Source organism: Pedobacter nutrimenti (assembly GCF_003208655.1).
Classification (GTDB): Bacteria; Bacteroidota; Bacteroidia; order Sphingobacteriales; family Sphingobacteriaceae; genus Pedobacter; species Pedobacter nutrimenti.
On record NZ_QKLU01000001.1, the window covers coordinates 687,602 to 709,653 of the forward strand.

22 protein-coding genes are annotated in these 22,052 nt (G+C 41.3%); 11 read left to right on the forward strand and 11 right to left on the reverse strand.

Annotation, left to right across the window (positions count from 1 at the left end; genetic code table 11):
• The first annotated feature begins 7 nt into the window (after window positions 1-7).
• Both B0O44_RS02810 and B0O44_RS02815 read left to right on the forward strand, forming a co-directional pair.
• Window positions 8-2,725 (forward strand): TonB-dependent receptor, encoded by a 2,718-nt coding sequence (locus B0O44_RS02810; protein WP_110827165.1) that lies wholly within the window; start codon window positions 8-10, stop codon window positions 2,723-2,725.
• On the forward strand, window positions 2,706-3,839 hold the full coding sequence (locus B0O44_RS02815; protein ID WP_110827166.1) for a PepSY-associated TM helix domain-containing protein: 1,134 nt from the start codon (window positions 2,706-2,708) through the stop codon (window positions 3,837-3,839). Before B0O44_RS02810 ends, B0O44_RS02815 begins: the two co-directional genes overlap by 20 nt.
• 2 nt (window positions 3,840-3,841) lie before the next feature.
• Here B0O44_RS02815 and B0O44_RS02820 read toward each other — a convergent pair whose 3' ends face one another.
• Window positions 3,842-5,266 carry an aminotransferase-like domain-containing protein gene (locus B0O44_RS02820; RefSeq protein WP_110827167.1) on the reverse strand — a complete coding sequence of 475 codons (1,425 nt, stop codon included), beginning with the start codon at window positions 5,264-5,266 and terminating at the stop codon, window positions 3,842-3,844.
• A 99-nt stretch (window positions 5,267-5,365) separates the two neighbouring features.
• Here B0O44_RS02820 and B0O44_RS02825 point away from each other — a divergent pair, with 99 nt between their 5' ends.
• Window positions 5,366-6,259 carry a DMT family transporter gene (locus tag B0O44_RS02825; RefSeq protein ID WP_110827168.1) on the forward strand — a complete coding sequence of 298 codons (894 nt, stop codon included), beginning with the start codon at window positions 5,366-5,368 and terminating at the stop codon, window positions 6,257-6,259.
• Window positions 6,260-6,279: 20 nt separating this feature from the next.
• On the opposite strand, the gene B0O44_RS02830 is transcribed toward B0O44_RS02825, so the two are convergent.
• A complete protein-coding gene (locus tag B0O44_RS02830; protein WP_110827169.1) occupies window positions 6,280-6,666 on the reverse strand; it encodes a nuclear transport factor 2 family protein in 387 nt (128 codons plus the stop codon).
• A 20-nt stretch (window positions 6,667-6,686) separates the two neighbouring features.
• Entirely contained in the window at window positions 6,687-7,640 is a 954-nt protein-coding gene (locus B0O44_RS02835; RefSeq protein WP_110827170.1) for a helix-turn-helix domain-containing protein, read from the reverse strand.
• A gap of 130 nt (window positions 7,641-7,770) precedes the next feature.
• Between B0O44_RS02835 and B0O44_RS02840 the strand changes: the two genes are divergently transcribed.
• From B0O44_RS02840 to B0O44_RS02850, 3 genes are all read left to right on the forward strand, one after another.
• Complete coding sequence (locus B0O44_RS02840; RefSeq protein ID WP_110827171.1) at window positions 7,771-8,502, forward strand: LA_2272 family surface repeat-containing protein; 732 nt, start codon at window positions 7,771-7,773, stop codon at window positions 8,500-8,502.
• Window positions 8,503-8,649: 147 nt separating this feature from the next.
• Window positions 8,650-9,771 (forward strand): helix-turn-helix domain-containing protein, encoded by a 1,122-nt coding sequence (locus B0O44_RS02845; protein ID WP_110827172.1) that lies wholly within the window; start codon window positions 8,650-8,652, stop codon window positions 9,769-9,771.
• 79 nt (window positions 9,772-9,850) lie between these two features.
• Window positions 9,851-11,275: a hypothetical protein gene (locus tag B0O44_RS02850; RefSeq protein WP_110827173.1), complete on the forward strand. Its 1,425-nt coding sequence runs from the start codon at window positions 9,851-9,853 to the stop codon at window positions 11,273-11,275.
• An 8-nt stretch (window positions 11,276-11,283) separates the two neighbouring features.
• On the opposite strand, the gene bla is transcribed toward B0O44_RS02850, so the two are convergent.
• The 4 genes from bla to B0O44_RS02870 form a co-directional block, all read right to left on the reverse strand.
• Window positions 11,284-12,150, reverse strand: coding sequence for a subclass B3 metallo-beta-lactamase (bla, locus tag B0O44_RS02855; RefSeq protein ID WP_110827529.1), 867 nt, complete (start codon window positions 12,148-12,150; stop codon window positions 11,284-11,286).
• A gap of 77 nt (window positions 12,151-12,227) precedes the next feature.
• Window positions 12,228-12,842, reverse strand: coding sequence for a class I SAM-dependent methyltransferase (locus B0O44_RS02860; protein ID WP_110827174.1), 615 nt, complete (start codon window positions 12,840-12,842; stop codon window positions 12,228-12,230).
• A 110-nt stretch (window positions 12,843-12,952) separates the two neighbouring features.
• On the reverse strand, window positions 12,953-13,810 hold the full coding sequence (locus tag B0O44_RS02865; RefSeq protein WP_110827175.1) for a helix-turn-helix domain-containing protein: 858 nt from the start codon (window positions 13,808-13,810) through the stop codon (window positions 12,953-12,955).
• An 18-nt stretch (window positions 13,811-13,828) separates the two neighbouring features.
• Entirely contained in the window at window positions 13,829-14,323 is a 495-nt protein-coding gene (locus tag B0O44_RS02870; RefSeq protein WP_110827176.1) for a hypothetical protein, read from the reverse strand.
• 177 nt (window positions 14,324-14,500) lie between these two features.
• On the opposite strand from B0O44_RS02870, the gene msrA reads away from it, so the two are divergent.
• From msrA to B0O44_RS02885, 3 genes are all read left to right on the forward strand, one after another.
• Window positions 14,501-14,992, forward strand: a complete 492-nt coding sequence (gene msrA / locus B0O44_RS02875) for a peptide-methionine (S)-S-oxide reductase MsrA (RefSeq protein ID WP_110827177.1) — start codon at window positions 14,501-14,503, stop codon at window positions 14,990-14,992.
• Window positions 14,993-15,002: 10 nt separating this feature from the next.
• Window positions 15,003-15,878: an alpha/beta hydrolase gene (locus B0O44_RS02880; protein WP_110827178.1), complete on the forward strand. Its 876-nt coding sequence runs from the start codon at window positions 15,003-15,005 to the stop codon at window positions 15,876-15,878.
• Window positions 15,879-16,147: 269 nt separating this feature from the next.
• On the forward strand, window positions 16,148-17,269 hold the full coding sequence (locus tag B0O44_RS02885) for a pectate lyase family protein (RefSeq protein WP_211321295.1): 1,122 nt from the start codon (window positions 16,148-16,150) through the stop codon (window positions 17,267-17,269).
• Window positions 17,270-17,353: 84 nt separating this feature from the next.
• Here the strand turns inward: B0O44_RS02885 and B0O44_RS02890 are convergent, their stop codons facing one another.
• Window positions 17,354-18,046 carry a DUF1963 domain-containing protein gene (locus tag B0O44_RS02890; RefSeq protein WP_110827179.1) on the reverse strand — a complete coding sequence of 231 codons (693 nt, stop codon included), beginning with the start codon at window positions 18,044-18,046 and terminating at the stop codon, window positions 17,354-17,356.
• A 128-nt stretch (window positions 18,047-18,174) separates the two neighbouring features.
• On the opposite strand from B0O44_RS02890, the gene B0O44_RS02895 reads away from it, so the two are divergent.
• The gene (locus B0O44_RS02895) at window positions 18,175-18,663 is read left to right on the forward strand and encodes a DinB family protein (protein ID WP_110827180.1); all 489 of its coding nucleotides are present in this window, start codon (window positions 18,175-18,177) and stop codon (window positions 18,661-18,663) included.
• 432 nt (window positions 18,664-19,095) lie between these two features.
• Entirely contained in the window at window positions 19,096-19,755 is a 660-nt protein-coding gene (locus B0O44_RS02900) for a Rossmann-fold NAD(P)-binding domain-containing protein (RefSeq protein WP_110827181.1), read from the forward strand.
• Between the two features lie 2 nt (window positions 19,756-19,757).
• Here the strand turns inward: B0O44_RS02900 and B0O44_RS02905 are convergent, their stop codons facing one another.
• The 3 genes from B0O44_RS02905 to B0O44_RS02915 all read right to left on the reverse strand — a co-directional run bounded on the left by B0O44_RS02905 (window position 19,758) and on the right by B0O44_RS02915 (window position 22,045).
• Window positions 19,758-20,435, reverse strand: coding sequence for a hypothetical protein (locus B0O44_RS02905; RefSeq protein WP_110827182.1), 678 nt, complete (start codon window positions 20,433-20,435; stop codon window positions 19,758-19,760).
• A gap of 70 nt (window positions 20,436-20,505) precedes the next feature.
• A complete protein-coding gene (locus tag B0O44_RS02910) occupies window positions 20,506-21,093 on the reverse strand; it encodes a Crp/Fnr family transcriptional regulator (protein ID WP_110827183.1) in 588 nt (195 codons plus the stop codon).
• A gap of 1 nt (window position 21,094) precedes the next feature.
• Window positions 21,095-22,045 (reverse strand): alpha/beta fold hydrolase, encoded by a 951-nt coding sequence (locus B0O44_RS02915; RefSeq protein ID WP_110827184.1) that lies wholly within the window; start codon window positions 22,043-22,045, stop codon window positions 21,095-21,097.
• Between the last annotated feature and the right edge of the window lie 7 nt (window positions 22,046-22,052).

The window sequence follows — 22,052 nt, forward strand, 5'->3', positions numbered from 1 at the left end:
CAAAAGTATGTACAAACCCTGTACCTCAAAGAAAAAAATCACAACAATCCTGCTGCTGCTGCTCAGCACTCTTTTAACCCTCCCAACATTTGGGCAAAACAAGCAGCCATCCGTACTGGAGAAAACCATTAGTGTTCAGGCCGCAAATGTCCACCTTTCAGAAGCCCTGGACATTCTCGCAGACAAGGCCGCAGTTAGTTTTTCCTACAGCAGCAGCCTGCTGAACCTGCAAAAGAAGGTAAATCTGAATTACACAAACCGCAGTTTAAAGGACATTTTAACTGAATTATTGGGCCGTCAGCTTAAAGGACTTAGCGTAAATGGAAAACAGATTACCATACAGGTAAACGGACCGTCTGGAAGTATAAAAGGTAATGTTAAGAGCAAAGACGGAAAAGGGGTTGCCTATGTTACAGTTGGTATTAAAGGCCTGAAAAGTACCCAGACAGATGCGCAGGGAACTTATATCCTCAAAGGCATTGAAGAAGGAAATCACACCCTAAGTTTAAGTTATATTGGATTGGATACCCAGCACAGGCAAGTCACAGTAAACGCTTCGGAAACGAGCAGCGCCAACTTTATACTGGCCGAAAACAGTCAGGAGCTCAGCGAGGTAGAGGTAAACGGAAAAAAGGTAAATAAGTTTGTCACTAAAAAAAGTGAAACAGTAGCCAAACTTCCACTTGGCAACCTGGAAAACCCCCAGGTTTATACAACCATTACCAAATCGCTGTTTAATGAGCAGATCACTACAGATCTGACAGATGTATTGAAAAACACACCTGGTATATTAAAAATGCAGGGCAGTATTGGCCGGAGTGGAGACGGTGCGGTTTATTACAACCTTCGCGGCTTCCCAACCAAAATTTCTATGATTGATGGTATTGCCGGCCAAACCAACGGAGATATCGATCCCGCCAATATTGAGAAAATTGAAGTGATCAAAGGGCCATCAGGGACACTATTTGGAGGGGCTTTGACCACTTTTGGAGGAGTAATCAATGTGGTTACCAAAAAACCTATTGATACCCTTGGAGGTGAAATCGGTTATACCACAGGAAATTTCAGTCTAAACAGATTGACAGCAGATGTATACGGTCCTGTCAATAAAGATAAAAGTCTTCAGTTCAGGTTGAACGCTGCATACCATAAACGGGCAAGTTTTCAAGATGCCGGTTTTAGAAAATCGACTTTTATTGCGCCGGTGATCTCCTATCGCTTCAACGAAAAACTAGATCTGGTCCTCAATGCAGAATTTTACGATTACGAAGGGACCAATCCTTCTATTGTATTCCTGCACCGTACCCGCAAGTATATTGCCACCACACCACAAGAACTCAATTACGACTGGAAACGGTCCTTTACTTCTAATGACATTACCTTGAAAGCACCGGCCTCCAATATACACGGTCAGCTCAACTATAAAATCAACAGCAACTGGAACTCACATACCAATATCTCCAGAAATACGCGTAAAACTGATGGTTTATATCAGTATCAGTTTATCAGAGGGGCAACCAGTGATGATCTGGTGGAAAGAAATGTACAGTACCAGAATTATGAAGGTACCTCTACAGCTATACAGCAAAACTTTAATGGCGATTTTAAACTGGCGGGAATGCGACACCGTCTGGTTGCCGGTTTGGATTATTTAAACCAAACGACTTATAACAACAACTCTGCAATTGTAAAATTCGATACGGTAAGCGCCATAAATGGGGTGTTACCAGCAAAATACGGAAATTTAACCCGGGCAAAAGCAGAAGCAAAAATTGCAGCGATTACAGGAGTGGGTGCAGCAGGAGCAGTCATCAAAAACTATAACTCCAGTAATATTTATAGTGTTTATGTTTCGGACGCCATTAATCTGAATGAAGAACTGCTGGCTATGCTGAGCTTACGGATTGACCGTTTTCAAAGCCTGGGCACCATGAATCTGGCAACCAATACACAACAGACCAATACCAGATACAACCAGACCGCAGTATCACCAAAATTTGGCGTGGTCTATCAAATTGTTAAAGACAAAATATCTCTTTTTGGAAATTACATGAATGGCTTTAGTAATGTTGCACCGGTTTCCCAACCTCTTGATGACATTTCCGGGGTATTTAAACCCCAACAAGCCAATCAGTTTGAAGGCGGTGTTAAAATGGATGTCTTCAACAACAGGCTGAGTTTCACCGCCAGCTACTATGACATAAAGGTTAAAGATGTTCTGAGGGACGAAATTACAAAAAGAGCAGGGGTCGATTATAATATAGTTGTACAAGATGGTACCCAGACCAGCAAAGGTATAGAACTGGAGCTGATTGCCAATCCGGTTACCGGCTTAAACATCATAGCCGGCTACAGCCATAACGACAGCAAACTGACCCGTTCTTCAGCAGCATTACAAGACAGAAGGCCTGCCTCTGCAGGACCTTCGGATCTGATCAATTTCTGGGCAAGTTATGTACAGCCTGATGGTCAGCTCAAAGGCTTAGGTGCCGGTTTTGGTGGAAACTATGCTGGAAAATACCTGTCAGGCAACTCGGCCATCACAGGAGAATTCATTTTTCCTGCCTATACCCTGCTCAATGCGACCATTTTTTACGAAACCCGTCGCTGCCGTGTAGGTGTAAAAGCAGACAACCTGGGCAATGAACTTTATTTTACAGGCCAGGGCGTATTGAGTGCGCAAATGCCAAGAACCATCTCAGCGAATGTTACGCTTAAATTTTAAAAAAATCCTATCCTTTATACACCTCTGGCTCGGACTGTTGTCCGGGCTGGTGGTGTTCATCGTTGGCTTTACCGGATGTATTTATACTTTCTCCGATGAACTCAAAGCACTTTGCTATAAGCAACGTCTGTATATAGAGGTCCCCGGAAACACCCAAAAGCTTCCTTTCAGCCAGCTATTAAACATTGCAGAACGGGCCCTTGGCAAAGACCGGAAAATTTCCAGAGCCGAGATTTCCCAAAAGCCAGGGCGTAGTTATATGTTCCGCGCCATGAAACTAAACCGTAAAGCTTTTGGTTACTGGAATTCTTATGTGTATTACGACAAAGTGTATCTGAACCCCTATACCGGCCAGGTCCTTTATATTGAAAATGCCAAAAAGGAGTTTTTCACCCTGGTTTTAGCCATGCACATGAACCTGATGCTGGGTGATGTAACCGGACATTTTATTGTCAAGTGGTCGGTGGTCTGCTTTATCCTCCTTTTGTTTAGCGGAATTGTGCTCTGGTGGCCTAAAAAAGCAAATCTCAAATCCTTTAAAAAAGGCCTTCTTATAAAATGGAACGCTAAATTTAAACGATTGAACTACGACCTGCATAACGTTACAGGATTTTATGTTTTTTTTCTCCTGCTGATTATTGGTCTAACAGGTTTAATGTGGTCTTTCGGACTGACCACTGAAAAGAAGTCGACATTACAATCCGATACCACCCGACAAGCAGCAAAGCTCCCGGCAGACCTAATCCTTCAAAAAGCCATTCAGACAGCCCCAGGTACAGCTTATTTTTTATACAATTTTCCTACTGCCAAAGCGGGTACGATAAACCTTACGGCCTACCAGAGTGAGCGTCATCTTTATGACCGCATATCCTATAAATTTGACCGTTACAGTGGTGAATTGTTAATGCAGGGCCCGTCTTTTAAAAACCTCAGCCTATCTGGCCAGCTCATTGCAATGAACTACGATCTTCACACCGGAACGGCCCTTGGGCTTCCCGGAAAAATAATGGCTTTTCTGGCCAGCCTTGTTGCAGGCAGCTTACCGCTTACGGGTCTATTCATCTGGCTTCATAAAAAAAAGAAAAAAAATAAACAGAATAAAGCCCTGCCCTAGCATCAGGAGGCCGACAACATCATGCAAGCCAGATTTCCCAGTTGCCTGAGTTTGAACTTTACCTCCTCTGACCAAAGCAGTCCAATACAAAGCCTCATACAATTTTCAAATTGGTTTTGAAGGGTAAACATCCGCCCAGGGGCGATGCTGATGTTTTGTTTAATGGCCAGGTCGTACAATTGTCCGGTATTGATCTTTTTGTCAAATTCAACCCAGAGTGCAAGTCCGCCCAGGGGCCTGCTGATCTTGGTTCCTTCCGGAAAATACGCAGTAATGGCCTCTACATAATTCAGGTAGTTCTCCTGCAACACCTTTCGGAGCTGACGCAGGTGATTTTCATATTTACCTCTTTTCAGAAAACTGGCCACAGCCTGCTGAACAATAGAGGTGGAAGATATAGCATGGGCGAGTTTTAATTGCAACAGCTTTTCTTTATACTTTCCCGGTGCAATCCAGCCAACACGATAGCCAGGTGCAAGGGTTTTTGAAACAGAACTGCACCATAAAACATTCCCTTCCTCGTCAAAAGATTTACAACATTTTGGTCTTTGCATACCAAAACAAAGATCGCCATAAACATCATCTTCAATTAAAGGAATATGATGTTTAGCCAAAAGACTAACCATTTCCTTTTTATGTTCCTCGGGCATACAGCTGCCCAAAGGGGTACTAAAATTGGGGACCAGCAGGCAAATGTTAATTTTTGGAATGGCTTTTTTTAAAGCTTCTATTTCCAGTCCTGTCACCGGATGTGTGGGTAGCTCCAGAACCTTAAGGCCCAGCCCTGTTGCTACCTGTAAAATTCCAGGATAACACGGGCTTTCCACGGCAACGGTATCTCCTGCTTTACCAAGGGCCATTAGACAAAGGGAAAGCGCGTGCATTCCACCGCTGGTGGTAATCAGGTCACTTTCCAATAAATTTCCTCCCCAGGATAATGAACGGGCAGCAATCATTCTTCTCAGTTCCAGGTTGCCCTGCAAGGGCTCATAGCCTGCACCACCATCCTTAAGTGCAGTTGTTGCATGGATAATTTCCTTTTTTAGTTTTGCCAAAGGCAAAAGCAGGCCTGAAGGTACACTGATAGAAAAGAGCGTCAACCCCTCTTTCCCCATATTGGTATACACCTTTCTGATCAATTCATCGGGATCATTACTGTTGGCCTTTTGAGAGGGCCTGCTGACCTCAGGAAGAGGAAGTTTCATATAAGGCAACCTGCTCACATAATAACCAGACTGGGGCTTTGAATCAATGAGGGACCTGGCTTCCAGCTCGAGGAATATCCTTTTGGCTGTGTTCATACTAATCCCATAATCCCTGCACAACATCCTTACAGAAGGTAATTTATCACCGGATTTTAAAACGCCGCTGTTAATCTGGCTGGCAATGCCATTGGCAATTTCGTCATATAGATATTCCTTGACCATAACACAAATATAACTGTATCCATAAAAATAAACAAAACTGATACTGTACTCATTATTGTGTCTCCTCTACTTTTGTAAAGAACAATTAAACCGAAGGTTATGAATAATCAATCCACCACTGATTTATCCGGAAAAAACAACAATAAAGGCTGGTTAAACGGTCTGATCGGGGTACTGATTTTCAGTGGCTCCTTACCTGCAACCAGGGCTGCGGTACTGGATTTCTCCCCTGTATTTTTAACCGTGATCCGGGCCACTATTGCCGGGGTACTGGCACTTTTTATTTTAGCTTTTTGCAAAGAAAAAAAACCTTCGGGTAAACAGATTTCCTCTTTAATTATCGTTTCCATTGGCGTGGTTATTGGTTTTCCCCTACTCACCGCGCTGGCCCTTCAACATATAACATCTGCGCATTCCATCGTATTTATTGGTCTGTTGCCCTTGAGTACAGCCCTATTCGGAGTGCTGCGTAATGGGGAACGGCCCCGTCCGGCTTTCTGGGTATTTTCGGTCTTGGGCAGTTTGCTTGTTATCGGTTTTGCAATTTCCCAAGGCCTCTCTGCCTCTCCAACTGGTGATGTATTGATGTTACTGGCCATCATTTTATGCGGACTCGGTTATGCAGAAGGTGCAAAACTTTCAAAAATACTGGGCGGATGGCAGGTCATCTGCTGGGCATTGGTTCTGTCTTTACCCCTTATGGCACTTGCAACATTTTCACTCCTTCCAGCTTCCTTCACACAGGTTAGCACAGCAGCATGGATGGGCTTGGCCTATGTTTCCCTGTTCAGCATGTTGATTGGTTTTGTATTCTGGTACCGGGGACTGGTTCAGGGTGGTACTGCAGCCATCGGGCAATTACAATTGCTACAGCCATTTTTCGGGTTGGTACTGGCAGCCACCTTACTGCATGAACAGGTTAGTCCTGAAATGATGGGGGTGACCGTTGGTGTTATTGTTTGTGTGGCCGGTTCAAAGAAATTTGCGAAATAAACAGATTTAACTACCTCGGCTTATACCTGAGCGGATTTTATAACACAACTGCCCGCAATAACTTTCCAGCTGTTATCGAATTTTTTCCAAACCCTGGTATAGCGATAAATTCCATCCAATGGGAATCTGGCAAACGTTCCGGTCAATTTTATGGTTACAGCGACTACCGCGTTGTCTCCAACCAAGGCAACCTGTAATTCACTGGATTCAATGCTGTTCACCTGCATTTCTCCCGAACGATAAGCCTGAAGGTCCATTTCTTTGCTGATGGTTTGTCCCATTGGATTAGTAAAAAGCAAATCATCATGAAGCAATGTATCGAGCTGCGAAATGTCACTGCTGCCAATGGCCTTAAGCAACTCCTTTTCAGCAAGGGTAACTTCCTGTAAATAATTGATATTTTCCATTTTAAATTATGTTTCGTGTGTTATGCCCTGCCCATTTCTTCAATTAAATGATCACAGGCAGAAAAAGCATTGTAAAGAAACTTGTTTCTGTGTTTTTCCCCCTGTCCGCTAAAAGACACCGATTTTTTGATCAGGCCCTGCATCCAGTCCCTGGTCTGTGCACAATAAAACTGATCATCGGTTCTAAGATAGTTAAAGGTATTGAACCGGTTGTAACAGACCATATTTTCTTTAAATTCTATTAAATAAGCAATACTGCCAAGGACATCACAATTATACCAGTTAAAACTATGGGCCGGATCAATTGTTTTTTTTGCCGCACTTGCGTACATATTCATGTCCGTAAGACAATACCGGATCTGTTCCACTATTTTCCCTGCAAGTGTTTTATCACTGATATGACCTGCTTCAAAAGCATATCGAACCTGTTCTATGGTTCCATGAATGGTATCTTTAGCCCATATCTCTGTGCTGGGAATTTCCAGATAAATCCTGTTCAATTCCTGAGAAACATGGATAATTTCCTCTGATATGGCAGAAGTATCAAACTTTAGCGAAGAATTATCGGCCCAAAAGAAAAGTTTAAAACAGGTCAGCTCAGGGTATTTAAAAAAATGAAAAATGGGAATATCGTCCGTAGTGATCAGGATATGTTTGTCTTTTCGCTGCTGAATGAGTTTCAAATTTTCAAGCAGGTCTTTCAAATAGTCAAGCATATCGGGTTTTTCCCTGTTTATGCTCAGGTAATTGAAACTTACAACAGGTAACTGACGGGGCTGATAGGAAAAAGGCACTCCAAAATAATCAGAGAGTTTAATCAGCTGGGGCAAGCTCAAACTACTTGTAGCCCGGATCTTCTTATAGGCTTCATTTGTACTGATTTCTAAAACCTCAGCTACACTTTGGGCAAGGTTCTGATAATCAGGCAAAGCTATTTTAAGTGCTTCAAAGAAATTGATCTGCGGAACATTCATAAAAAAATATCTTAAAAGATGATTTTATCAATTTTGTTTAATATCAGAATTCAAATTCAAGATACAATTAATCTTTAAGATTAATCATATACCAAAGTTAACTTTAAAATCAACTTTAAAGTTATCCCCTATGATGCATATAACTTTACAGAATAATTCTCCCTTTTCTCCTTCTTTACATTTGACCAAACAAAAACCCGGAAATATGAAACTTAAATTCATTATGCTGCTGATCATTGGAAGTACAATGTTCAGCAACGCCCAATCACCAGCCAGAAAAAATCATCTTGGGGCCTGGACTTACCATCAAAAAAACGTCAACATCAATGGACTCTCTGTGGGCGCCTTTTCTGAACAGGGGGATGACCGGACAGGACAAAATGTCCATACCAACGGAATTAAAATCGAAGCTCTTGGTTTAGGCATCCTTCTTCCGCTTATACCCACAGACCCAATCCCAACAACTGAAAAAGAGTTCAGGGCCCTAATGAGCCATCCGGTATCCGAGCAGATCAATGGACTCAACTTGTCTGCTTCAGGAACCGTTTGCGATTGCCTCACCAACGGTATCAGTGCAGGTTTTATCGGACAGTTCACCCGGCAGGTCAATGGCATCTCGGTGAGTTTATTTGGAAACCTGGCCCAGAAACACAATGGGGTACAGCTGGCCTTATTTTTTAATGAGAGTTATGCTATTAATGGTTTTCAAATCGCATTAAGTGGTAATTCCGGCAAACGGGTCAGGGGTTTACAAATTGGTTTATTCAATGAATCCGATGATCTGAAAGGTGTACAACTTGGACTGTGGAACAAAAATCAAAAAAGGAAAATGCCCTTGATCAACTGGAATTTTAAGGGATGACGGGCTAAAAACCAATCTGTAAACCAAGGGTAGGATCAACAAAAGCCCCAGTCATTTCGGGGCTTTTCTATTCAACATCCGGGCCAATTTTATAAATACTATTTCTATCTTTAAAAAGCTGCTTATCTCTTAAAAAAGATTAAATAGATGAACCTTTTTTTGATGTGTTTTACTGCGGGAGAATGTTTCCTGCTTAGTTTTTTACTTTTTTTTCACCCTCTGAAAGAGAACCTTTATGCCAATAGATGGCTGGCCTTGTTTCTGTTTATGATGGGTACGGCATTTATCGGGGTCTATTTTAGTAAAACGACCGCAGGCATAAATTACCCCTATGTTTTTCAGTGCATTAACAGTCTTCAATTTATTATGGCACCTGCACTTTTCCTGAGCACATTGTATTTTGCTGATCCGGTAAAAATTTTCAAAAAAAAAGACCTATCCCATTTTGCCCCCTTTATCCTGTATGTCTTTATTGAAGCCCTCTTTGTAGCCAGGGGATCAGATTTCATGAAACAGCGGCTATTTGATATTGGAGACAACACTATTCTTATTCGAGACCTTTTACCCTTACAACTGTTGATTTACGTGCTGTTGTCTTACCGCGTCCTGCTCAACCATCAACAAAACTTACAGCGCATAACGGCCTCTTTCAAAGGCATAAATTTAAACTGGCTCAGATATTTTCTACTCATTTTAGCTCTTATTACATTTTTCTGGATCAATGATGCCCTCCTGGGATTCTCTTTACTACTCCAGATCACTCCGCTCATTTATACCGGATCTATATTTTTTCTGGCCTATTTCTCTATACGCCAAAGAACAGTTTTTGCATTTAACCAACAGGAACTTCAGGAAATTTCGGTCTTACTGGAAAGGCCTCAGCAGACCGATTTACAGAAAACGGAAAGACTCAGCGCCAAAGAATTGGACTTATACGCTCAAAAACTCCATACACTCATGACCACGGACCAGCTTTTTCTGGATAATAACCTAAGTCTTCCTATGCTTGCAGACCAACTGGGCTGCAGTATTCATGATGCTTCTTTTCTGATCAATAAACTCAGTGACGGGAATTTTTATACTTTTATTAATCAACAGCGCGTTGAGCAAGCAAAAAAATTACTCAGTTCCGGAAAAAACAGTGAGCTGAATATGCTTGGTATTGCTTTTGCTTCCGGCTTCAATTCCAAAACGGCTTTTAACACAGCTTTTAAAAAATATTGTGGCATGTCACCTACGACCTATGCAAAAAGGTATGGCAGTACTTAAAAAAGCTGTTCCGATTTATCCAGACGAACAACATCCAGGTGCTTAGAACAGAGATTTGCTGCATCAATCATTAAAAACAATGAAAGCGAAATTTTCTGTTATCCTGATGCTGCTCATCAACCTCTTTATTCTAAATGGCCGCATCGCTGCCTGCACCATATTTATGGCCAACGATGGACACCATGTCTGGGTTGGCAATAATGAAGACGAATCTCCCGTTCTTACCTACAGATTATGGTACTATCCTGCTTTTCATAAAGACTATGGTTACATGCTCTGGACAGAACTTTCAGACAATGAAAGCCTGAACCGCATCATGTACAAAAATCCGCAGGGCGGGATGAATCAATATGGACTTTTTATGGACTATACGGCCATAGCGGAACTACCGGCTACAAAAGACCCAAAAAAGAAAGACCGGCAAGAAGAAGTCGTTACTGATATTTTGAAACAATGTAAAACAGTAGCAGAGGCTTTAAAATACATTGCACAATTTAACCTGATCCGTCTTACTGGCGCTCAACTTTTTATTGGGGACGCTTCCGGAGATTATGCCGTAGTTCACGGAGGTTACGTGCTCAACAAACAAAGCAAAAACTTTGCATTGACCAACTACAGCGTAAAAAACAATTACCACGAAGCTTGCTGGAGAAGGGATGCCGCCATACAGTACTTTAATCAAAACAGTACTTACAGTTTAACTGAAATCAAAGATCTCCTGCAAAAAACCAGTCAGAAGAAACCAAGCAACATCATTTCCAATTATTCTATGGCGGCAGATCTGCCTGCTAAAGTGATCCACCTTTACTATAAAAACGACTTCAGTACACCCAGGGTTATTTCTTTAGAAAAAGAATTAAAAAAAGGCAAGCACTACAGGGATATGGCTGCCTACTTTCCCTTGAGCATTAAGGATATTATGGTCAAAAAATATACCCTTGGAGGAATAAATTTAGTTCTATCTGCGTATCAAACACTAAGGAAAAATGATCCAGGCAAATACAATTTTAAGAACAACGACGCCCTGGAACTGGCCATAAGTGCCATTGCCGCAGATCAGACTAAAGATGCCATCCGGTTTTTGGAATGCCTGAAAAGCTACGACCCCAATGGGATCGCAATAAATGCCTGGCTCGGGGTGGCTTACCGTCGTGAGGGTCAGACAGAAAAAAGCAACAAATGTTTTGCATCTGTACTCGCCTTAGATCCAAACAACTATATCGCCACACTTTTTGGAAAACAGAAGGCCCATCAGGTCACTTTCATGATGAATGATTTTCAGGCGGCTGAGCAGGTTTTCATCTTAGCCGATTTCTCCAAATGGCAGGCCATTCCAATGAAAAAGGAACATGGATTATGGACCTGTCAGATAGAAGTACCGCCTGGTGAATACAATTATAAATTCCTGGTTAACAAGGAGTATCTGGCCGATCAGCTCAATCTTTTATACACCGGTTCGGGGGAAAAAATTTATTCCAAACTTTATGTATGGCCAGGGGATTAAAAAGAATGTCATTTCTTTAAAAACTGTTCTTCCAGTTTTTTTAACGAATCGTTATAACCCCTATGATCCATAAAAGCTTCCGGATTATAGGGGGCTCCTGGTTTATGCTTAGCTTGTAACTTAAACTGACTGGCATGGGAAGCAAGCCAAATGTCAAAAGATAAACTTTTCATAGATTTTATAGTATAAGCATAATCAGCAGCAATCTGCGGATAGCTGCGGAGCTCTGAAAATTTCTTATCCGTAACAATAGTAGGCATATTGGCAATCAAAACCTTATACGTCCTCTTCTTATCTTTAACTATAAACTGAAAACTACAGGAACCTTTTGTATGACCTGGATGGTGCAGCATAACCAGTTCGGTACCGCCCAAAGTAATCTTATCACCATTGTGCAAAACACGATCAACTTTTACAGGTCTATAAGTACTTTTATCTGCGCCAATGGCATAATCCGAACGTCCCCCATCTTCGGCCACTTCCCTGTCGCCCTGGTCGACCATAAACTTTGCCCCGGTTATTTTTTGTACAGCAGCCATGGCGCCCATGTGGTCATAATGAGCCTGCGTGGTTAACAAGATTTTAAGCGATTTAAATTTGAATCCTAAAGCCTCAATGTTTGTTTTTAGCTGCCCTACAGACGAAGCAAGACCAGTGTTAATCAGGATATTGCCTTTCGGTGTTGTAATCAGGTAACAGGCCAGGTCCTGGGTACCTACATAATACAGATTACCTGCAATCCGAAAAGGCGGATAAGGTTTAGACCATTCAACAGGGGTATCTCCGGGTTCTTCAACTTCCTGGGCAAAGCCCACAAAGGAATAAAACGTTAGCCACAAAACAGAAACAACAAGCTTAAAAGGATGCCTTGACATAGGAAACAAATAAAGCCGAAGATAAAAAATCCGGTTTACATATTCGCCGAATTTATTGCGCTGATCCTCCTTAAATTTCAATACAGCTTTCGTCCTATAAACCGGATTACAGAACCCATTCCAATATGATATTTACCTTCTTTTAAAAGTACTTCCTCTTCTTTTAACAAAAGGATTTCAAAGTTTTCAAAATCTGCCTCTATTTCTGAACAGGAATAGAGCATGTGCGCATCGGTTGGCCCCCCCACTTTGGGATTACGCTCGCGGTAAGCGATATGATTTTTACTAAAAGCTTCGAAAACAACCATACCACCGGGTTTTAAATAGGCATTTAATTTATGGTGAAATGCAGATTTATTCTCTGTTGAAAAATGAGCATAAATAAGCCCGATCGCATCGAAAGATTCTTTTCCGAATTCCAGCTCCTTTAAATCTCCAACACGATACTCCAAATTCACCCCTCTTTCTTTTGCAAGTCCTAAGGCTTTGGACTGCCCCTGCTCACTAAAATCAAATGAAGTCACTTGCCAGTTCAACCCTGCTGCATAGACACCGTTGCGCCCTTCTCCATCAGCCGGCATCAATATAGCCCCCGGTTTCAACTTTAAAAGCCATTCTTTAAAAAACAAATTAGGCTCTTTGCCATAGGCAAACTCCTGTTCTTTATATCTTTCATCCCATACCTGGTTCATCCTATCAATCCTTTTAGTTTACAGTTGTAAAGGACATTCATCCTTTAATCAGCACAAAATTAGTGGTTCATAAACTTCAGAAATAGGACAAAAAGAAAGTTGTACCGGACTTATTTGAAATTTTGCCGGAAGGCTTCAGGGGAAAAGCCACTGTGTTTTTTAAAAAACCGGATAAAATAGGAAACATCTTCATATCCCAGCAGGTCTGCGACCTGATTGATCTGATTTGGCGTCGCCAGTAAATACCTTTTGGTTTCCAGTAATATGTGCTCAATAATCAGTGCTGAAGCGCTTTTTCCGAGCACAGCTTTACAGGCTGCATTCAACTGATAAACAGACAGGCTCATCAGTTTGGCATAATCTGACACCCGTTTAAATTCAGTGATGTGTATTTCAACAAGCTCTAAAAATTTTTCAAGAACCTCCTGCAGGTATAAACCAGTATGGTCAGGCGTTTCTTTATTTTGCTGCCGCCGCAATTCGATAAAAAATATACAAAGGTTTGCCTGGATGATCTGTATATAAGCCTCTTTTTTTCCTGAGAATTCGTTATAAATTTCACTCAGCACAGAAAACACTTTTTGAAAACTGTTCTCCTCAAACTGATAAAAGTTAAAGGCAGAAACCTTTTGCAGCAATTCTGTAAATGTTTTATCCAGCGCAGCATAAAAATCCTTGCCAAAATGCATCATATACCCTTCACTTCCCACTTTGAGCGTAAGCCGGTGCACCTGCCCCGGTTTCATAAAGTAAACCGAATGATCAGAAATTTCATGGTGCTTAAAATCTATATCATGCAGGCCTCTGCCCTTTTTCAAAACCAGAACATAAAAGAAATCATGGCGATGCAGTTCCTGCTGCATATCTTTTCCATCCAATAAAACCACCAGATCTTCTATGCCGAAATTTTCCAGGGACTCCGGTTTCCGTTCTCTGTTTTTAAGATGCCTTACCGGAATTTTTTCCATCCTGGTCAAAAGATTCTATTATTTACCAGACGAATCGCCTTTACCCGCCTCCAATGCATTCAAACCAGCAATAGCAAGTCCGTTGTTTGGGTATTCGGCCAGTACCTGCAGGTAGTATGTCTTTGATTTTAGGCCCTCGCCGATCTGGCTGTAGCAGAAAGCAATATTACAAAGCCCCATTTCCCGGTAAGTCATTCTTGAAGAGCTTAAAAGCGTTACAAAGCGATATTTATCTACCCAGGGATTTTTGGTAAAAAAAGCCACACTTTTTTCAAAGCAAGGAACAGCTTCAAGAAACATTTGTTGTTTCACCAGTTTCATGGCTATTCTGTGCCACTTACCAACCACATTTCTCAAAATAGTTGATAAGAGATAATAAGCGAGCATGCCTGCCAAAAGGTATTCGGGAAAATTCAGCAGATAAAACAGATAAATAAACAATCCCGCGACAAGTAATTGGGGAACAAGTGAAATCCAGGCGATTTGTTTAATTACGGGAACATTTGAGGCCATATTTTAATTTCTGTTAACAAGTTTAAAGGAAGGCTAACAGGCCCTCAAGATACACCATAATTGGTATATCAAACAAAATATTCCCATTATAAATCGTCAAAGAAATCTACTATCCTGTATAAATGATTTGCCGGATAGAATTTGTACCGTACCTTTATACTATTAAAATAAAACCATATGAATACTGAAAAGGCCATTTTGGCCGGAGGCTGCTTTTGGGGTGTAGAAGAGTTATTCCGGCATTATCCCGGTGTCATTTCGACGGTCGTGGGCTATACCGGAGGCGATGTCTTAAATGCAACCTATAGAAATCACGGTACACATGCCGAAGGGATAGAAATTGTATTTGATCCGGCAATATTATCCTACCGAAAACTATTGGAATACTTTTTCCAGATCCATGATCCAACAACAAAAAACAGACAGGGAAACGATATAGGTACCTCCTATCGCTCTGCTATTTTTTTTATGGATCAGGCTCAGCAAACGACTGCAAAAACTTTAATAGCTGAAATGGAAGCCTCGGGTGTATGGCCTGGGCAAATTGTAACTGAAGTTGTACCGGCCGGTGATTTCTGGAACGCAGAAGAGGAGCATCAGGACTATTTACAAAAACATCCTTATGGCTATACCTGTCACTTTGAAAGACCCGACTGGAAACTCAACTAACCCCCTTACAATGTACAAAAACTCCATTTTTACCTTATTAGGGTTAAACCTTCTGATTTCGGTGGGCACCTGTTTTGGCCAAAGCCCATCAAAACACCCTTCATTTAACATCATTACCCAGACCATTGCTTCAAAAAAACTCAATGAAACCAGGGTCATCAACATTAGCCTGCCCGATGACTACCAGACAAATTCAAAAGAGAAGTATCCGGTCATTTATCTTTTAGATGGCGGTATTGAAGAAGATTTTGTTCATGTGGCCGGACTGGTACGTTACAATACCCAGCCCTGGATCAACCGCTTTCCAAAATCCATAGTCGTGGGGATAGAAAATACGAACCGGAGAAGGGATTTTTCCTACCCTGTTCCCAATTTGGATTTCCTGGCCAGAATGGGCTTTAAAAAAGAGCAATACCCATTATATGGCGGATCCGCAAATTTTATTTCTTTTCTGGAACATGAACTGCAGCCCTACATCAACCAGCAGTACAGAACCACCGAAGGTAAAACTATTATAGGGGAATCCTTTGCCGGCCTTATGGCCACAGAAATTCTTTTAAAGCACAGGAAGCTCTTTGATACCTATATCATCATCAGCCCAAGTCTTTGGTGGGGAAATGAAGGTCTAATCGCATCGGCACCAAAAGACCTTAGTATAGCAAATGATCAGGAAATTAAAGTGTATATAGGTGCCAGCAACAAAGAAGAAGACCTGATCATGTACAATGACGCAGTGGCTTTAAGCGAAACGTTAAAGAAAAACGGCGGCAGCCATATGAAAGTTTCCTTTGATTATTTACCGGATGAAATTCATTCCACCATTATCCATCAAGCGGTATACAATGCTTTTAAACTCTTGTATCCGCATACAGCCTACCAAAAGTAAATTCTATACATAAAAAAAGAAGCCGCATCACTAAAAATGCGGCTTCTTTCTATTGTAACAACACCAAAAGAATACGTTTTAATACCTCATTTACAAGGCAAAAAGCTAAATTCTTGCTAAAAGTGCTTCCACTATTCTGCCTGCAATCGTTGCCGGTAACGATTGCAAAGTTATTCCTGAGCAGTTCATTTATTTTCTGCCATTTACTTCATAATTTATTGGGATATAAAATTAATCAACCCTAATTAATCATCTAAACCCAAACTTAAATGAGCACAAATTATTTGATTTCCAGCGTCATTGCTGCAGCAGCAATGACTTGTATGTTCTTTTCCTGTCAAAAAAGTGAAGACCTGAAAGCCGGTTCAACTGGCGATGTAAAAGTACCTGCAATAATGACAACAGCCGCTGCAGATGCCATTTGTACAGCTCCTGGCTGGGCATCGCAAAACGGAGGGACCAGCGGTGGTGGTTCAGCAGCAGTAACTGTAGTCAGCACTTATGCCGACCTTAAAGCAGCCATTCAAAATACCAATGTTAAGGTTGTACAGGTGAATGGAACCATTACCATCCCTTCGGGCGGAAGGATTTCTTTCCAGGACCAGAACGGAAAAACCCTGTTTGGTTCGGCCGGTGCAAAACTGATATCCACAGACCAGACCAAAGACAATTCGGGCATCATATACATCAAAAGATGTACAAATATCATCATCCGGAACCTTATTTTTGAAGGCCCCGGCGCCTATGATGTAGATGGTTGGGACAATGCCACCCTGGATGCCAGCAGCAACGTCTGGGTAGACCATTGCGAATTTAGAGACGGTGTGGACGGCAATTTCGACATCAAAAACACTTCTGATTACATCACCGTTTCTTACTGTAAATTTACCTATTTGAAAACACCGAAACCAGGTGGCCCGGGAGGTTCTGATGACCATCGTTTTTCCGATCTGATTGGTTCCAGTGACAGCGCAACTGCCGACAGAGGGCATTTCCGAATTACTTTTGCCCGCTGCTGGTGGGCTCAGGGCTGCGTAGCCAGAATGCCACGTGTACGATTTGGTAAAGTCCACATGATGAACAATTATTTTAACAGTACTGTAAGTAAAAGTTGTATACAGGCTGGTTTTGAAGCCAATCTGCTGGTTGAATCCAATGTTTTCGAAAACGTGAAAAACCCGATTGACCTGATGGACAATACCGCAACGGCTGTTCAGGCAAAAAACAATACCTTCAGCATGGTAACCGGAAATACAGCAGGAAATGGTGTAAATGCCTTCACACCTCCTTATACGCTTTCCATACTGGCTGCGTCAAGTGTTAAAACTACGGTAACCGCCTCAACAGGTGCTGGAGCAACCTTATCTGGCAATAGTTGCTCTGTTCTTTAATTTTTATTTTTAAGGATTGCAAAAAAGCCCTGACTGTGTCGGGGCTTTTTTTATCCGAAATAAGTTAATATAACTTGTTCCGGATTATGATTGCCCCCATGCAAACTCACAGTCCTCAAAATTGAGCCTTTCAAGATCATTTCGTTCGATCAGTACGCTAAAAACGCCCTCATCATTAAAACCATCCTCCCCAACCTGCAGCAGCAATATTTTGTCAGAGAAAGTAACCGCTTCAATCTCTTGCTGTGAATACTGGCAATGTGTATAAATGCCAAATATTTTTGACTGATCGGAACCCGCAAAATAATCCCATTGCTTTTCTCCTTCCTCATCGATAAACCGGCTTTCAAGGCTTTCTTCCTCTGCAAAAATCCGGTCTACCAAAACCCCTAAGAAAAAATGGTCTTCATGTTCATAAATATGTCTGACCAATTGATCATTCGGGACATCGACATAAAATACTTTACCTGTATCATCAATCAGATTAGAGAAGAAGAATAAATGACCTTTTTCAGGAAGAAGCCCCGAACTGTCATACGCTGAAAATTCACTCAAACCAATTTGTGCTGCAAACCTTAGATTTTCAGGATGTTCCAGACCGGGCGGCAGGTCTATAACCGGCCCTCCATACCGCGATTTACCCAAAGGAATGTCAACTTCAGTATGCTTAACATGACGATGGTCCATCCAGATCTGTTTTTTCATGGATGCCGGGTAATACTGCTTTTGGTCAGCAGTAAAACGGATCACCTTAAATTTCTTCTCATTTTTATTCATGGTAGCTTCATTATAATTGCTTTTCCTCTAATATAATGTCATTTCGAAACAAAAACGATTAACTTTTTATTTTCAGTTATCTGCTTTAATTTTTATTTTAGGTTTAAGATTAACGACAACCCAGAATTATGAACCTAAGTCAACAACTTGCCAAACACTTAAGGGACGTCCATTTTGGAGGAAACTGGACAACATCCAATCTAAAAGATAACCTTAAAAATGTCAGCTGGCAACAGGCGATTACCCCTGTTCATTCCTTTAACACTATTGCCACACTGGTATTCCATGTAAACTATTATGTCAGTGCGGTGCTGAAGGTATTACAAGGTGCCCCGCTACAGGCCAGTGATCAATATAGTTTTGATTTACCACCCATTCAATCTGCACAGGACTGGCAGGACCTGCAGGAGAAAACCTGGGCAGAAGCTGAAATTTTTGCAGACCTGATTGAACAGTTGCCTCAGGAGCAATTATGGGAAAATTTTACAGATGAAAAGTACGGGACTTATTACCGGAACATCCAGGGGATTATAGAACATACCCATTATCATCTGGGGCAAATTGCCCTGATTAAAAAGATTCTTTTACAACAAGATCAACAACAGAAAAAAGACTAGCACTTTCTTCTTGAAAATCCTTTCAGATCCGTCATTTATCCCCTAGCAAAAAGGCGGATAAACGGCAGATTTATGGTTTAAAAATAACTAGGTGGTAACAGGGTGCTAACAGGGTCTTAACAGGGTGGTAACAGGGTCATTTATATAGTTTTTATAGTGTTGTCACCTTATAATTATTCTATTGTCACCTAGTTTTTTCAAAAGAATTTATAGACCTCCGTAAAACATGTATACCGCCCTGCTCTGAGCCTGAAATATTCTTATTTTTTCAGGATCTTTTTGGTGACAAAATGTGGCATACAGGTGAATTTCAGGAGCGGACAGAGCGGCCAAGAAACCTCCGTTGCCAGACTTTTACATCAGCTGTGATTTAAGAGCTTGCACCTTTCATGAATAGGGCGTAAATTACAACTGATAAATAATTCAGGGCACATGAAAATTAAAGCCATTATAACAGGCGCTACAGGTATGGTTGGTGAGGGTGTTTTGCTGGAATGCCTGGAACATCCAGAAGTAGAACAGGTTCTTGTCATTAACCGTAAACCTGGTGGTTTGCAACATCCCAAGCTGCGTGAGCTCATCCATGCTGATTTTTTTAATCTGGAATCAATTGCACAGGACCTTCAGGGCTATAATGCCTGTTATTTTTGTTTAGGTATCTCCTCGGTGGGTATTGGAAAAGAAGAATATAAACACATTACTTATGACCTTACACTCCATACCGGGCAGCTTTTGGCAACACTAAATGCTGAAATGACTTTTTGTTATGTTAGTGGTGCCGGGACCGATACCAGCGAACAGGGAAGCATTGCCTGGGCAAGGGTAAAAGGGGCTACAGAGAATGCATTGCTCCGCCTGTTTAAAAACGCCTACATGTTCCGTCCGGGTTTTATGAAATCAAGCCCAGGGCAAAAAAATGTAAAAAGCTTTTATAGTTTTATTGCCTGGATGTACCCTATTGGCCGATGGCTTTATCCCGCTGGTTTCTGTACCCTTAAAGAGGTTGCCCAGGCAATGATTGCAGTCAGTTTAAGCCCTTATTCCAAACACCATATAGAGGTAAAGGATATTGTTGAACTGGCAAAAAGATAGATTTATTTATCCTTAAACAGCAACTGCCTGATACTTGCCAGGTGGCTAAACAAAACCAATGGTACAATTACAGATGGAAGCCAGTTGAAAGGAAAATGACTGACCGCCAGGTTGGGCTGATCAAAAGCAATGCGCTGTAATGGTGTCGGTGCTGATAAAATTGCAAGAACTACAATGTTTAGCAAAAGGCACAATCCTGTTAAATTCCAGATCAGCAATACAGTCCGGGATAGTTTTCTTTTTAAATACCCAAAGTAATAGACAAATGGCGCCGTCAATCCCATCAGCACATCAAAATTATAGCCCTTAAAAGTCATTAATTCCGGAATTACTTTCGAGATAAAAAGAAAATACAGCACAATTTCTACAGGAAGGCGTACACAGTGCAGTAAAGTCAGTTCTGCTGTATTCAATTTATCCATATATCTTCTACCTCCCGGGGTTCCAAAAAGCATCAGGATGAGCAATAAAGGTGGAAATACCAACAGGATGAACCTTGGGGGAATGGTTTCCTTCAAGTAGTAAAACCCCTTTAAACCCAATATAAGCTGCAAAAGCATCCACAGGATCACAACCAGCAAAAAAGATTTTCGGGCAGCAGTGGCCCTGTAAAACTGAAATACAGTTAATAAAGTAATTAAGATAAAAACACCCTGTAATTGTACTGAAACCTGTTCCATGATCTTTAATTTTTCTTTAGGTTAAAGATCATAAATGCATATTAAAACCCTCTTGTCATTTGGCAAGAAATCATTTTCGTACAATTTCTTTGCGAATCCGGCTCAATGAGGTGTCGGTAATGCCCAGGTAAGAGGCTATATGCTTTAATGAGGCCTGCTGAAAAATCTCCGGCCTGGTCCGTAGCAGATTTTCATAGCGTTGTTCTGCCGTCAGGTTGATCATCGAAAGCGTCCTTTCTTTTAAGGCAATAAATCCATTCACCAGATTGGCCCTGCCAAATTCCCTGAATTCAGGGACGGTATGAAACCACACCTGAAACTGCGCATAGTTTAGCCTCCATAACTTTGATGCTGACAGCGCCTGCATGTCTTCCAGAGCTGGCTTTTGTTTGAAGAAGGAAACCACATCTGCAACCAGAGCGCCTGCTTTATAAAAACCAGTGGTGACTTCGTTGCCTCTGGCATCATAAGTGAAAGTTCTTAAAAATCCGCTTTCCAGGTAAAAAAAATCATTGGAAACCTGACCGATTTTTAACAGATAGTCATTTTTTTCTGCGTGTACCGCTTCAAAACTGGAGGAAATGGAAAGGACTCTATCTTCTGCCACTGGCAAAGCATTCCGGATAAAATCAACCAGGTTTTTCCTGTTTTCTTCCATTTTAGGATTTTTTATCCTTCTGAGCTTGCGGCTTAAGCCATTTTGCCAGCTGATCTATAAACATCTGCCTTTGGTCCACAAAAAGATAATGAGAACAATTGTCCAGATAAGCGAAATTATTCTTTCCGGTGATGTTTTTCAGGTCTGTAATTTGTACTGCCGAAAATATTGCATCCTGTTTACCATAAATGGCATACAAAGGAACTTTTTGTTCCTTAAGCTTCCTTAAAACAGGTTTGGTGTCAATATTGTTCCGGCTTTCATTTTTATAAAACGCAAAAGGCGCATTTTTGTTCCTGATGTTTGTTTTATTAAAAATGCCTTCCTGGTATTCTTTGTATAACCGGTCACATTCTGCACTTGGATGGGCAACCTTAAAAAAACCATTTTCACCGGCCAATTCAAAACATCCTTTACGATATTCAGCAGAATTTTTTGCCAGTGATTTGACCAGCTGCAATTTACTGATTTGACCCGAATCGGCTTTTTGTTTATAAATGGTACTTACCGAATCCAAAATATGATCATAGGTTTGCTGCTGGGAAACCAATGCCCCGGCCAAAATCAGGGATTTCACTTTCTGAGGATATTTTCCGGAATAAAGTGCTGCAACCAGCCCCCCAAAACTATGACCCAAAATATTTGCTTTTTTCAGGTGATAAGTTTCAAAAATACCATTCAAATCATCAAAAGCTTCCTGATAGGTAAACTTTGCTCCCGGGTCTGCCGATCTGCCTTCACCCCTTCTGTCATAAGCAATCACATAAAAGCCTTTTTCAGAAAGCTTCTGAGCGGCGGTACCTTCAAATAAGGTGGCATTTCCGCTTGGACCACCATGAATAAAAATGATGGGGTCATTTTTGGGGTTACCGTATGTTTTAATATATAAAGTTTGGGCAAAAGTGGAAAATCCTGCAAATAGGAATACAAAAAGGAAGAATAGTTTTTTCAAGACGTAA

Excerpts from the sequence above, each read along its gene's own strand:
- B0O44_RS02905 (WP_110827182.1), bottom strand. The coding sequence starts at position 20,435 with ATGGAACAGGTTTCAGTACAATTACAGGGTGTTTTTATCTTAATTACT.
- B0O44_RS02860 (WP_110827174.1), bottom strand. The coding sequence starts at position 12,842 with ATGAACCAGGTATGGGATGAAAGATATAAAGAACAGGAGTTTGCCTAT.
- B0O44_RS02890 (WP_110827179.1), bottom strand. The coding sequence starts at position 18,046 with ATGAATAAAAATGAGAAGAAATTTAAGGTGATCCGTTTTACTGCTGAC.
- B0O44_RS02865 (WP_110827175.1), bottom strand. The coding sequence starts at position 13,810 with ATGGAAAAAATTCCGGTAAGGCATCTTAAAAACAGAGAACGGAAACCG.
- bla (WP_110827529.1), bottom strand. The coding sequence starts at position 12,150 with ATGTCAAGGCATCCTTTTAAGCTTGTTGTTTCTGTTTTGTGGCTAACG.
- B0O44_RS02850 (WP_110827173.1), top strand. The coding sequence starts at position 9,851 with ATGAAAGCGAAATTTTCTGTTATCCTGATGCTGCTCATCAACCTCTTT.
- B0O44_RS02880 (WP_110827178.1), top strand. The coding sequence starts at position 15,003 with ATGTACAAAAACTCCATTTTTACCTTATTAGGGTTAAACCTTCTGATT.
- B0O44_RS02910 (WP_110827183.1), bottom strand. The coding sequence starts at position 21,093 with ATGGAAGAAAACAGGAAAAACCTGGTTGATTTTATCCGGAATGCTTTG.
- B0O44_RS02845 (WP_110827172.1), top strand. The coding sequence starts at position 8,650 with ATGAACCTTTTTTTGATGTGTTTTACTGCGGGAGAATGTTTCCTGCTT.
- B0O44_RS02820 (WP_110827167.1), bottom strand. The coding sequence starts at position 5,266 with ATGGTCAAGGAATATCTATATGACGAAATTGCCAATGGCATTGCCAGC.
- B0O44_RS02835 (WP_110827170.1), bottom strand. The coding sequence starts at position 7,640 with ATGAATGTTCCGCAGATCAATTTCTTTGAAGCACTTAAAATAGCTTTG.
- B0O44_RS02900 (WP_110827181.1), top strand. The coding sequence starts at position 19,096 with ATGAAAATTAAAGCCATTATAACAGGCGCTACAGGTATGGTTGGTGAG.
- B0O44_RS02895 (WP_110827180.1), top strand. The coding sequence starts at position 18,175 with ATGAACCTAAGTCAACAACTTGCCAAACACTTAAGGGACGTCCATTTT.
- B0O44_RS02840 (WP_110827171.1), top strand. The coding sequence starts at position 7,771 with ATGATGCATATAACTTTACAGAATAATTCTCCCTTTTCTCCTTCTTTA.
- B0O44_RS02815 (WP_110827166.1), top strand. The coding sequence starts at position 2,706 with ATGTTACGCTTAAATTTTAAAAAAATCCTATCCTTTATACACCTCTGG.
- B0O44_RS02870 (WP_110827176.1), bottom strand. The coding sequence starts at position 14,323 with ATGGCCTCAAATGTTCCCGTAATTAAACAAATCGCCTGGATTTCACTT.
- B0O44_RS02885 (WP_211321295.1), top strand. The coding sequence starts at position 16,148 with ATGAGCACAAATTATTTGATTTCCAGCGTCATTGCTGCAGCAGCAATG.
- msrA (WP_110827177.1), top strand. The coding sequence starts at position 14,501 with ATGAATACTGAAAAGGCCATTTTGGCCGGAGGCTGCTTTTGGGGTGTA.
- B0O44_RS02830 (WP_110827169.1), bottom strand. The coding sequence starts at position 6,666 with ATGGAAAATATCAATTATTTACAGGAAGTTACCCTTGCTGAAAAGGAG.
- B0O44_RS02825 (WP_110827168.1), top strand. The coding sequence starts at position 5,366 with ATGAATAATCAATCCACCACTGATTTATCCGGAAAAAACAACAATAAA.
- B0O44_RS02810 (WP_110827165.1), top strand. The coding sequence starts at position 8 with ATGTACAAACCCTGTACCTCAAAGAAAAAAATCACAACAATCCTGCTG.